This is a genomic window from Abiotrophia defectiva ATCC 49176, from assembly GCF_037041345.1.
Taxonomy (GTDB): domain Bacteria; phylum Bacillota; class Bacilli; order Lactobacillales; family Aerococcaceae; genus Abiotrophia.
This window is the reverse complement of sequence record NZ_CP146287.1, coordinates 866,039-877,917: the sequence shown is the minus strand read 5'-3', so window position 1 is coordinate 877,917 and position 11,879 is coordinate 866,039. Positions and strand designations below refer to the sequence as shown.

The 11,879-nt window shown below is 47.8% G+C and carries 9 protein-coding genes; 1 reads left to right on the top strand and 8 read right to left on the bottom strand.

Features of this window, described 5'->3' with window-relative positions; translation table 11 throughout:
• The first annotated feature begins 136 nt into the window (after window positions 1-136).
• On the top strand, window positions 137-1,183 hold the full coding sequence (locus V7R82_RS04190) for a DUF1189 family protein (protein WP_314760239.1): 1,047 nt from the start codon (window positions 137-139) through the stop codon (window positions 1,181-1,183).
• 48 nt (window positions 1,184-1,231) lie between these two features.
• Here the strand turns inward: V7R82_RS04190 and V7R82_RS04185 are convergent, their stop codons facing one another.
• The 8 genes from V7R82_RS04185 to gndA all read right to left on the bottom strand — a co-directional run bounded on the left by V7R82_RS04185 (window position 1,232) and on the right by gndA (window position 11,785).
• Window positions 1,232-2,098, bottom strand: a complete 867-nt coding sequence (locus V7R82_RS04185) for an ROK family protein (RefSeq protein ID WP_396229580.1) — start codon at window positions 2,096-2,098, stop codon at window positions 1,232-1,234.
• 16 nt (window positions 2,099-2,114) lie between these two features.
• Entirely contained in the window at window positions 2,115-3,401 is a 1,287-nt protein-coding gene (locus V7R82_RS04180) for a DEAD/DEAH box helicase (protein WP_338543571.1), read from the bottom strand.
• Complete coding sequence (locus V7R82_RS04175; RefSeq protein ID WP_314211341.1) at window positions 3,401-4,471, bottom strand: Gfo/Idh/MocA family oxidoreductase; 1,071 nt, start codon at window positions 4,469-4,471, stop codon at window positions 3,401-3,403. The genes V7R82_RS04180 and V7R82_RS04175 overlap by 1 nt, the downstream gene beginning before the upstream one ends.
• A gap of 25 nt (window positions 4,472-4,496) precedes the next feature.
• A complete protein-coding gene (locus V7R82_RS04170; RefSeq protein WP_314211342.1) occupies window positions 4,497-5,858 on the bottom strand; it encodes an MATE family efflux transporter in 1,362 nt (453 codons plus the stop codon).
• A gap of 22 nt (window positions 5,859-5,880) precedes the next feature.
• On the bottom strand, window positions 5,881-7,584 hold the full coding sequence (locus V7R82_RS04165) for a M3 family oligoendopeptidase (protein WP_306486408.1): 1,704 nt from the start codon (window positions 7,582-7,584) through the stop codon (window positions 5,881-5,883).
• 162 nt (window positions 7,585-7,746) lie between these two features.
• Window positions 7,747-8,244 (bottom strand): methylated-DNA--[protein]-cysteine S-methyltransferase, encoded by a 498-nt coding sequence (locus tag V7R82_RS04160; protein WP_338543566.1) that lies wholly within the window; start codon window positions 8,242-8,244, stop codon window positions 7,747-7,749.
• A 51-nt stretch (window positions 8,245-8,295) separates the two neighbouring features.
• Window positions 8,296-9,987: an arginine--tRNA ligase gene (gene argS / locus V7R82_RS04155; protein ID WP_338543564.1), complete on the bottom strand. Its 1,692-nt coding sequence runs from the start codon at window positions 9,985-9,987 to the stop codon at window positions 8,296-8,298.
• 352 nt (window positions 9,988-10,339) lie between these two features.
• A complete protein-coding gene (gndA, locus tag V7R82_RS04150) occupies window positions 10,340-11,785 on the bottom strand; it encodes an NADP-dependent phosphogluconate dehydrogenase (RefSeq protein ID WP_070755075.1) in 1,446 nt (481 codons plus the stop codon).
• Window positions 11,786-11,879 lie beyond the last annotated feature (94 nt).

Here is an 11,879-nt window from a genome sequence, read left to right as displayed (position 1 = left end):
AAGCCTTTCTTGAAATTATTTTACAAACTTCCTTAGTCCTAGGCCCTTCAGGTAGCTTGGCTTGCAATATGGTGTGGCTTTCGGTAAACTAAGCCTGTATAAAGCAATTTCTAGATCAATATAAAGGATGACCACATTGAAACAATTAATCGCCATTATCTTTTCCTCCTTGCGAATGCCCCAACAAATCTTCGGGCTTTCCAAGGTACCCTTTAAATTCTTCCGTCGTCTTAGCCGGCTGATTATCCTCTGGCTGACCGTGACCTCTATCCTGGTGATCTTCAAGCCACTCAATCAACTCTTTGACGATGTCAAAGCCAGCTCATCTAACCTGCCGGATTTCCATACTGTTGACGGTAAGCTAGAGCTCGCCCAAGACCAAAAGCCTGTCTACTTCCAATCTCAGTCCTTCCAATTAGTTGTTGATGATACCGTAACGGTTAGCGGGCCCCAAGACCAACCTACTATTCCAACGGATATTGCCAGCCGCCTGTCTACTAAATCCGTGGCTAGTTTCTTCCTCTTCAAGGATCGGGCTTTCGGCCAAGTTGCCGGACGTATGATGCAAATTACGGACCTCTACAAGGCCAACTTTAACAAGCAGGTCGCTAGCCAAACTTTAAACTCTATTGAAAATTACCGCTGGATCTTTTATCTGTCCCTTGTCATTATGGCTTGGATTATCTCCTGGTTACTCTATTGGTTTGTAGTCCTACTTATTTCTTACTTGGCTCACTTCACTACCTTACGGTCCAAGTCTTTCAAACTCTTTAGTCAGACTATGCGCCTAGTTATTCAAGTGACCTTTGTTCCCTTCCTTATCTATGGCCTCTTACAAATCATTATGCCTCTAGGATTTGTCTTCTTTGTCTTCTTGGCCCTCTATACAGTGGCCTTCATTTATTACGCCCAACAGCGTTTTATGATGAGTCTCTTCTCGGCTTTCAATAGTCAAGCTTTCAAGGAAGGGATGCAGGACTTACAAGAAGATGCCAATAAGCTAAGTCCTGAAGAAATGAATGAACGCTTCATGTCCTTAATCCAAGAAGCCAGACAAGAGCATCATGCTCAAGGACAAGATGGAGACGATGAGGAAACCGCAGATGCAAACCCTCAAGATCACACTGCTCAAAATGACCAGCCATCACAAGATTCTTCTGACCAAGATCAAGATACTAAATAATAAAAAGCTAGGACCTCAAGTCCTAGCTTTTTTTATGTCTTAAGTGCTTTACTTGGCTTCTAAGAGTTCTTTAGCCAATTCGTAACAGCCGGTAATGCCGGCATTATCTTCCAAAGCAGGTGGCACGATGAAACCTTCTAATTCTGGTAAGGTCACATAGTTGTTGTTAAGGGCTACCAAATGTTCGCGAATCATTGGGAAGAGTTGGCGTTGCTTCATAACCCCGCCACCCAAGATAAAGCGTTCAGTACTCAAAATCAAATAGTAGTTGTAAAGTGCTTGAGCAATGTAGTAGGCTTCTAAGTTCCAGACTTCCATCTCATTGCTGAGTTCAATCCCCTTCTTACCCCAACGTGCTTCAATCGCTGGCCCAGCAGCCATGCCTTCTAAGCAGTCGTGGTGGAAAGGACATTTACCTTCATAGTGGTCCTCTGGATGACGTTTGAGGCTGATGTGACCTGCTTCAGGATGGGCAAAACCGCTAATAATCTTGCCCCCGACTACAACCCCAGCACCCACACCGGTCCCGATAGTGATATACATGCAGTTTTCTACGCCGCGAGCGGCCCCCTGCTTCATTTCACCGTAGGCTGCCGCGTTGACGTCAGTGGTCCAAGCCATTGGCACATCAAATTCCTTCTTGAAAGCACCCAAAAAGTCGAAGTGTTGCCATGGTAGTTTAGGCGTATTGGTGATATAACCATAGTCCTTGCCATTAGGGTTAGCCCCGATTGGGCCGAAAGAACCAAAACCAAAGGCCTTAATCCCATTATATTTCTTGAAGAAGTTAATCATGCTTGGCATGGATTCAGATGGCGTCTCAGTTGGGACACTCAAACGTTCAATCAAAGTACCATCCATTTCGAAGACAGCGCAGACACATTTTGTACCGCCTAATTCAATTGCTCCAATCATCTTACACACTCACTTTCTATGCTTTTGCTTTTCTTTTACCCTTGTTCTTACTGTCGCGATGCCGGTCTTTTTTCTTCTTAGGCTTGGTCACGGCAGCTGCCTTAGCTTTGCGGGCTGGTTTGGCTCCTGTCTTAGGCTTTGGCTTTGGTCTCTCTTCCCCTTCTTGGTCTTGCTGGCCAGCGCGTTCTTGGGGCCCGACTAATTGACCCTTGAAGGTAATGCGCTCTGACAGTTGGTAAGGGCTGGCTGCTAAGAGCCTTTCTAGATCGCGTAATTCCTGTTCATTAACTAAAGACAGAACCGTCCCGGATTTACCCATACGGCCTGTACGGCCTGAGCGGTGAACATAGGTATCCAGGCTATCCACTCGGTTATAGTGGATGATATAAGGTAGGTCGGGAATATCTAAGCCCCGCGCCGCCATATCAGTCGTCAGCAAGTATGTCACCTTACCTTGCTGGACTAGGCGGAAGGCCCGCTCCCGCTCCTGCTTAGACAGTTGGCCATGCATGACTGCCACCTTAATGCCTTGAAAGACTAATTTAGCCGCCACAGTTTCTAGGTCATGCACCTGTTCAAAGAAGACCAAGGCTTGCATATCTGCTACTTGGGCCAGACGCTTGAGTTGTTGGACCTTTTGCCGGTCATGGGTCAGGACATAGACATGGTCCACTTGCCCAGACTGGCTGACCTGGTCGCTCTCTACCTGATAGAGGGGAATGCCAGATGCCACCAAATCAACCAAAGGCTGACCATAGGTAGCACTAATCCAAGCTACTGTCACATCCCGCATAAGGGACTTTCTAATCTGGTGAATGGCCCCTTCATGCTCGTCTTGCAGTAAATAATCTGCTTCGTCCAAAATCAAGTAACGAACCTGGTGGACCTTGAGTTTACGGGTTTGGTTAGCTAATTCTAAGAAGCGACCTGGCGTTGCCACGATGATTTCTGGCTTAGCCTTAAGGGCCTCCTGCTGACGCTTAAAGTTGGCGCCCCCTACCACTAATTGGACTTTTAAATCCAAATGACCTCCCCAAGTTTGGGCCACGCCTGCAATTTGCTTGGCCAGTTCTTGTGATGGCGCCAAAATCAAGGCCTGTAGCCCCTGACCGGCTTGCAGTTGTCCTAAGACTGGTAAGAGATAGGCCAAGGTCTTACCACTCCCCGTAGGCGAAATAGCCACCAGGGATTGGCCTTGCGCTAAAGGCCCCATGATGAGCTTTTGAATCGCAGTGGCTTGTTGATAGCCCGCAGCCTGCCATTCCTGGGCAAGGGCTGGAGCAAGTTCTAGAGTCTCTGACATCAGAGGCTTACCTCACTTTCTTGATAGGCCTCTCCCTCAAAAGGAAAGGCGAGTTGGGCCGATTGTCGCATGGCTTGCATGACTTGGGCCACCTGATAACTTAAGAGGGTCCAGTGGCGATAAAGTTCATTAGCTGGGCTCTTTTCTTCTAGGCCGCGATAGCCTCGCAAGACTTGGCCGAAGGCTTCGAGTTCTCCCACCATATCGTGCTTAGGCTGATATTGACTGATGACTGCTGTCTGCCCCTGGCTATTGGCCAGGCTGACCGTCCGAATACGGGTAATATCCTGAATGGCGATGACCTCATTATCCAGATAGATTTCACTGGCTTGTGTGGAATGTACCGCCTTAGAAACTAGGAGACTGACCTGAAACTGGTCATAATAGAGAATAGCATTACCAAAGAGGTCCACCCCATTGGCTCCTTGAACAGCTGAATACTTAAGGCGCTGGGGCATACCGAAGAGATCCACGATGACATAGATGGGGTAGACCCCCAAGTCCATCAAGCTACCTCCTGCCATAGCCGGATTGAAGATATTAGGCGGCTCCAAGCCCTGAGCCTGACTATCCAAATAGTCCGGATAGCGACTAGAGTACTGTCCTAGAATAAAATTAGCCCCTAGGAAAGGCTGCTTAGCATCTTGGCGCTTGTTGGCCACCAGTTGCTTAAGCCGTTTATAGTTAGGGTTGTGGATGTGGAGGACAGCCTCAAAGAGTAAGACGCCATGGGCTCGGGCCAAGGTATGGGCCTCCTGCCACTGATCCACATTAGCAAACATTGGCTTTTCAACCATGACATGTTTGCCAGCCTGGATGGCCCGTTTGGTCTGTTCAAAATGGACCCCATTGGGACTGGCTATATAAACCAAGTCCAGTTCAGGATCCGCCCAGAATTCAGCCAAATCATCACAGTAATAGGTCGCACCAAAGCGCTGGGCTAAATCCTTAGCCTTATTCTTTTGGCGCGAATAGACGCCGTGGAGCTCATAAACCTCTGGTAGCAGACTGAGGGCTTCTAAGAAGCGCTCTGTAATCTGAGAGGTCCCGATGGTGCCAACTCGAATCATTGTGGCCATCCCTTTCTCTTAATTATTAGACTTGAATCGTTTTCCATTTACCCTGACCATAGCGCCAGGTAATGAGGAAGGAACGAATGGTTTGGTCGCCAATTACGGCTATCCAAGCACCTGCCAAACCCCAGTTAGCATAGTTGACCAAGATATAGGACAGGCAGACCCGGATACAGAAGACCGAGAAGCCCGTGGACAGCATAGGAAAGAGGGTATCCCCCACCCCACGCAAGGCCCCCACTTGAACTAATTGAACCAATTGGAAAGGCGTGAGAATCGCCATACAGATAAGTGGAATCGCGACCAAGCTAACAACATCCGCTTGTTGGGTGTAAATCTGGCCCAAGACATCCCGTCCTAGAAAGAAGACGGCACTCATGGCTAAGCCAAAGTAGAGGCCGAATCTGGCTGTCTTACGGCCATAAGCATCAGCTAAGGCCACATCCCCCGCACCTAAGGATTGGCCCACTAAGGTCGAGGCCGCAATCCCCAAGGCCATACCAGGTGTAATGGAAAAGGATAAGATATTAAGGGCAATCTGATGGGCTGCCATCACGACCGTTCCCAGTGAAGCCACAATCTTAGTATAAAGAATCAAACTAGAACGCAGCAGGACTTGTTCACCCGCCGACGGAATCCCAAAGCGGAAAATAGCAGCAAAGGTGCTGGCTTCCAATTTCCAATCCTTGAACCAATCAACCTGGATGGCTGACCGGCCACTAGAAATGTAAAAGAGCAAGCCCAAGCCCGAGCAGACATTGGCCACCAAGGTAGCAATCCCCGCTCCTGTAATGCCAAGTTCTGGCAGTCCAAAATAACCATTTACCAAACTAAAGGCCAAGGTCACATTAATGGCATTGGCTATGACATTAACCCGCATAGGGATTTGAGTCTCCCCTACCCCTCGAATAGATGAGGATAGGAGGGCTGCCAAACAGTTAAACCAGAGGCCAATCATAACCAAGCGATAGTAGATTAAGCCTGCTTCTTGAGTCAGGGCATCTGCTCCCAAAAAATCCATCATGGCTTTCTGGAAAATTAGGACAGAGGCCACAAAGAAGGTCGATAAAGCCAAACCCAACATGAGGTTGTGCTTAAGAATACGACCCAGTCGATGGAGCTCTCTAGCGCCATAGGCACGGGCAATTAAGGTTGTCCCCCCTACCCCTAGCGCCTGCACGACAGCAAGGATAAAGAAGAAAGGTTGGTTGGACAGCCCCACAGCCGTTACATTGACATCGACCGGATAGAGTCCGCCCGCATACTGGCCCAAGACCACCATATTAACCATCCCGAACAAGGAGGTAAAGGTGACCTCAAGTAAAATGGGCCAAGATAGGTTAAGGACCTGACGACTGATCTGCCGATCTTGCGATTGTTCCATTGGAGAACCACCTTTCTAGCGACTAGGCTTGGAAGGCTGATTCCGGAATATCGTCTAGATATTGTTCAATGGCTTGCACCGTTTCTACTAGGCTACCTGGTTCAAATGGTGATTTAAGATTAGCTTCTGCCACAATCTTAAGGAAGGACTTGGTCCCACCGGTCCGACAAATATTGAGGTAATCGGTCCATACACTTGGGTCATCGTCAATCTGGCTTCGTTTCCAGAATTGGAAGGCGCAGACTTGAGCCAAGGTATAGTCGATGTAATAGAATGGGCTGGCGAAAATATGCCCCTGACGGAACCAGAAGCCTCCGCGATCTAAGAAGGAGTCTGCTTCATACTCTTTCCAAGGCACATATTGACGCTCCAAACGACGCCATGTCGCACGGCGCTCAGCTGGTGTCATTTCAGGGTGTTCGTAGACTTCATGTTGAAAGTGGTCCACTAAAACCCCATATGGCAAGAAGATTAAGCCACCAGATAAATGGGTAAATTTGTATTTGAGGGTTTGTGAGCCGAAGAAGAGTTCCATCCAAGGCCAAGCCAGGAATTCCATGGACATAGAGTGAATCTCACAAGATTCAAAGGTTGGCCAGACACATTCTGGCGTTTGGATCCAACGGGATTGGAAGACTTGGAAGGCGTGCCCTGCTTCGTGGGTCAAGACATCGACGTCAGCAGCCGTCCCATTGAAGTTAGAGAAAATAAAGGGTGCTTCATAATCTGGCAAGTAGGTACAGTAACCCCCGCTAGCCTTACCTGGTTTGGTTACCAAGTCTAAGAGCTCGCGATCAACCATAAAGTCAATAAACTCACCTGTTTCTGGCGAAAGTTCATGGTACATCTTAACCCCAGCAGCCAAAATTTCTTCTGGCGTCCCTTGAGGCATAGCATTACCAGTCTTGAATTTATACTCCAAGTCGTAAGGCTTGAGGCTTTCTAAGCCTAAACGATCTGCTTGACGTTGGTAGAGTTTGTTTACCACAGGCACCACGTGCTCCAAGATTTCTTGGCGATAAACTTCTACTTGTTGACGGTTATAGTCTAAGCGGTTCATACGCAAGTAACCTACTTCAACGAAGTCCTTGAAGCCTAAGGTCTTAGCGATTTGGTCGCGAACCTTGACTAATTGATCATAAATACGATCAAATTCAGCTTCATGCTCATTGTAGAAGGCACTGACTAGTTCAGAAGCTTGACGACGGACCTCCCGGTCAGGATCTTGGGAAAACTTAGCCATACCTGGCAAGTTGTAGGTTTGACCTTGGAACTCAATCTCAGCAGAAGCTTGAAGCTTGCTGTATTCGGTGCTAAGCTTGTTCTCTTGTTGCAACAAAGGAATAATCTCAGGACTGAAGACCTTGAGGCTGTTCTCAGCCATTGGGAAGAAGGTCTCTGGTAGGTAGTTTTCTAATTCACTCCGCCACTTAGAGCCTAGGACAGCCCGATAGTAAGCCGTATCCCATTCACCAATAATTGGGAAGTGCTCATCCCAGAAGGCTGTTTCTTCTTCGTAGAAGCTATCCTTGGTATTGATGCTGTTACGGATGCTCACCAAGGTTGATAAGGTCCCTAAAGTATTTTGGATTTCTTGAATATGTTTGGTGGCTTTGAGGGCAACTTCCGCCTCTTCTGCCTTTTCAATCAGTGAAATTTGATTAAAAAAATCTTCTTTCAGAAGGTCTAGATCAGGTCTCTGATACTCCAATTCTGAAAATTTCATAGTATCACTTCTTTCTATTTACAGTTAGCTTCATTATAGCACAAAACCAGCCTTTAGGTCCTATATTTTTGCATAATCAGTGCCAAAATATACACACTCTATGGGCTCCAAACAGAAAAAGCCCAAAAGCAACTAGCTTCTGGACTTTTTAGTTGGACTCATTTATTTCTTAGGCCCAGTCCCTTCTAAGTTCAAGAGATAGGTCTTCATACCTAATCCACCACGATAGCCTCCCAGACTGCCATCGTGAGCCAAGACCCGGTGACAAGGCAGGAGGATGCTAAGAGGATTCTGGCCTACCGCATTGGCCACGGCACGCACTGCCTTAGGCCGGCCCAGAGCCTGAGCTAATTCCTTATAGGAACAGGTCTGGCCATAGGGAATCTGGGCCAAGGCCCGCCATACTGCCTGCTGAAAGTCGGTGCCCTTGATAAAGTCATAGGCTAAGTCTAGGGGGGCTTGACAACTAAAATACTGATCCAAGGCTAGGCAAATCTCAGGCAGCTCCTGCTCCTGCCATTGGTAGCGACCTTTGGGGTCTAAGTCAGCCTGACAGTCCGTCAGAGACTCGCCAAAGGCGCCAATATAGACTAGACGCCCTTGATGGGCAACGACTGGCAGCTGACCTAAGGCATGGTCATAGAGGCAATAGCTTAACATCTTGTCATCCTTTCTGAGCAAAAGAGGCGACTGGCGCCCCTTTTGCTTTGCTTACATTTTGTCTGGCGCGTGAAGGCCTAAGAGATGGAGCCCATCCTTGAGGACTTGAGCCACAGCTGCTACCAGGGCAATCCGGGAAACAATGCCGGCATCTTGATCTAAGATGCGACTATTAGCATAGTATTTATTAAATAATTGTGCCAACTGTACCAAGTACTTAGCCACGACGGATGGCTCGTAACGGTCACCCGCCTGACGGATAATGCGTGGATAGTCTGCTAATTTCTTAGCTACTTCCCAAGCATAGTCATCCGATAGGTCAAATTCAGCTGACAAGTCGACTTCTTGCCCGTACTTGGACAAGATGCTGCGAGAACGAGCGTGGGTGTATTGAACATATGGTCCAGTTTCCCCTTCAAATTGGACGATTTCTTCCAGGTTGAAGTCGAAGCTATTCATACGCTCAGTTTTGAGGTCATGGAAGACAACAGCCCCTACCCCTACTTGACGGGCAACTTGGTCCTTGTTTTCCAAACCTGGGTTCTTGAGCTCAATTTGTTGACGAGCTAGGCTAATCGCTTCCTTAAGCACTTCTTCCAAGAGGACAATCTTACCTTTACGGGTAGACAGTTTCTTCCCATTCAAGGTAATCAAACCAAACGGCACATGGGCCATATCTTTTGCCCATTCGTTGCCCATCATCTCTAAGACAGTTTGAAGTTGCTTGAAGTGAACACTTTGTTCGCTCCCCATGACATAGAGGTTCTTAGCAAAATCATAGGTCCGCTTACGGTAGTAAGCTGTCGCCAAGTCACGCGTCAGGTAGAGGGTCGAACCGTCTGATTTTTTAATCAAAGCAGGTGGCAGCGTCTCATCTTCCAAGTGAACCAAGGTAGCACCATTATCAACCGATAAGAGGCCTTTTTCTTCAAGGAGGTCCACGATTTCATCCATCTTGTCGTTGTAGAAAGCTTCCCCATTATAGGAGTCAAACTCTACTTCTAAGAGGTCATAGACTTTTTGGAATTCTTTAAGAGACTCTTCACGGAACCATTGCCAGAGGGCTAACATTTCTGGGTCGCCATCTTCTAAGCGCTTGAAGATAGCCCGTGCTTGGTCTTCTAGTTCTGGTTGGGTTTCAGCTTTTTCGTGGAAATCAACATAGAGCTTAACCAATTCTTTGACTGGGTCAGCCTTAACCGTGGCTTCGTCACCCCAGCCTTGGTAAGCCACAATCAACTTACCAAATTGTGTCCCCCAGTCACCCAAATGATTGACGCGAACCGGTTGGTAACCTAATTTAGCCAAGATAAGCGAAATGGAGTTCCCAATCACTGTTGAACGCAAATGGCCCATAGACATTGGCTTGGCGATGTTAGGTGAAGACATGTCGATAACGACGTTACGACCTTGACCTAGGTCTGACTGGCCATAGCTAGCGCCCCCTTCTAGGACCGCGTGCAAGGTTTCATTGACTACTGCGCCACGTTTGAGGAAGAAGTTGACATAAGGCCCCATAGCGACTACCTTGTCAAACTTGCTGGCGTCTACTTGCTCTGCTACCTCTTGGGCGATGGCTTGAGGGGCCTTGCGGAAGACCTTAGCCAGTTGGAATACTGGAAAGGCCAAGTCACCATGCTCAGCATGACTTGGAACTTCAATTAACTGTTCAATTGCTTGCTCGGTCAGGTGCTCAGCCAAGACTGGGCTGAGGGCTGACACGACGGCTGATTTTTGATTCATTGTGTGCCTCCTATTGTTTGATGAGATGGAAAATTTGAAAAAAGCCTCCAGATATCCCTAAGGGAAATCTAGAGGCGAATTAGTGACTAATTAATACGCGGTACCACTCTACTTCAGTTGCCGGCAAACGGCGGGCAACCCTTATACTTGATAACGGAGTGGGCTCCGACTTAGGCTAGCAGGCCTCGGCCCTTCACCTAAATAGTATCCAAGAGTGCGCTTCATCTGTTGACCTCTACCGGCTCTCAGCATCCCGGCTCGCTGTCTGAGGCTAGGACAGACTACTCTCTCCTGCTTACTGCATATTCTAGTTGGTATTGTATCACAGTCCTATGGACTTGGCTAGACTATTTTAGTCTTCTAATTGCTCCTCACGACCTTGGTTCCAGTGGAAGTGGAAGGTCCCTGGGCGGTCTACGCGTTGGTAGGTGTGAGCCCCGAAGAGGTCGCGTTGCGCTTGGATTAAGTTAGCTGGTAAGACTGGTGAACGGTAGGAATCATAGTAGGCCAAAGCACTTGAGAAGGTTGGCACTGGAATCCCTGCTTGAATAGCTAAGGTCACCACGCGACGAACCGCAGCTTGGTTGCTACCTAAGATATTGAGGAAGTAGTCATCCAACATGAGGTTGTCTAAGTCAGGGTTCTTGCTGTAGGCATCGGTAATCTTTTGCAAGAACTTAGCACGAATGATACAGCCTGCACGGAAAATCTTGGCAATTTCGCCATAGTTGAGGGTCCAGCCGTATTCTTGGCTAGCAGCTTTCATTTGAGCGAAACCTTGGGCATAGCTGACAATCTTAGAGAAATAGAGGGCTTGACGCACGGCTTCAATGATGTCTTTTTTATCTGCTTCAGATAAGTTAGCTTGGAAATCAACCCCAGGAATGACTTGGCTGGCTGCCACGCGTTCTTCCTTGAAGGTTGAAATGTAACGGGCGAAGACAGATTCCGTAATCAGAGACAATGGCTCCCCTAAGTCTAAGGCAGATTGAGAGGTCCACTTACCTGTCCCCTTGTTACCAGCTCGGTCCATGATCACATCTACCATTGGCTTGCCAGTTGCTGGGTCGACGGTTGCGAGGATTTGAGTTGAGATTTCCATGAGGAAGCTGTCCAACTCACCCTTGTTCCACTCGCCAAAGATTTGAGAAATCTCAGCAGCAGATAAACCAAGGACGCGGTGTAAGAGGTCGTAAGACTCTGCGATTAACTGCATGTCCCCATACTCAATCCCGTTGTGGACCATCTTAACATAGTGACCCGCACCATTTTCGCCAATGTAGGTCACGCATGGTTCTCCATCTTCTGGTGCTTTTGCTGAAATATCGCGCAAGATTGGCGCCACTAATTCATAGGCTGATTGAGGCCCACCTGGCATGATAGAAGGACCATGTAAGGCACCCTCTTCACCACCGGAAACCCCAGTCCCAACAAAGTTAATGCCTAATTCGGCCAAGCGTTCGCTACGGCGAATGGTATCCTTGAAGAAGGTGTTCCCACCATCAATGACAATGTCACCCTTGTCTAAGTGTGGCAAGAGTGCGTCGATGGTTGCATCCGTCCCTCGGCCAGCTTGAACCATGAGGAGAATCTTACGTGGAGATTCAAGGCTGTTGACGAATTCTTCTACTGTGTAGGTCCCTACTAAGTTCTTACCTGGGTTTTGTTCCAAAACCTCAGTCGTTTTAGAGCCAGTACGGTTATAGAGTGAGACACTGTAGCCACGGCTTTCAATATTTAAGGCAATGTTACGACCCATCACGGCCATACCAACGACACCAATTTGTTGCTTAGTCATTGATCCAATTCCTCCAATTTGTCTTTTTACTTTTAACGGTCTTATTTTAGCATAAATGGACCTACGATTAAAGTTTTGCGCTTAATATGTGCCA

Coding starts and splice junctions, on each gene's coding strand:
- V7R82_RS04170 (WP_314211342.1), bottom strand. CDS start 5,858: ATGGAACAATCGCAAGATCGGCAGATCAGTCGTCAGGTCCTTAACCTA.
- V7R82_RS04180 (WP_338543571.1), bottom strand. CDS start 3,401: ATGTCAGAGACTCTAGAACTTGCTCCAGCCCTTGCCCAGGAATGGCAG.
- argS (WP_338543564.1), bottom strand. CDS start 9,987: ATGAATCAAAAATCAGCCGTCGTGTCAGCCCTCAGCCCAGTCTTGGCT.
- V7R82_RS04175 (WP_314211341.1), bottom strand. CDS start 4,471: ATGATTCGAGTTGGCACCATCGGGACCTCTCAGATTACAGAGCGCTTC.
- V7R82_RS04160 (WP_338543566.1), bottom strand. CDS start 8,244: ATGTTAAGCTATTGCCTCTATGACCATGCCTTAGGTCAGCTGCCAGTC.
- V7R82_RS04185 (WP_396229580.1), bottom strand. CDS start 2,098: ATGATTGGAGCAATTGAATTAGGCGGTACAAAATGTGTCTGCGCTGTC.
- V7R82_RS04165 (WP_306486408.1), bottom strand. CDS start 7,584: ATGAAATTTTCAGAATTGGAGTATCAGAGACCTGATCTAGACCTTCTG.
- gndA (WP_070755075.1), bottom strand. CDS start 11,785: ATGACTAAGCAACAAATTGGTGTCGTTGGTATGGCCGTGATGGGTCGT.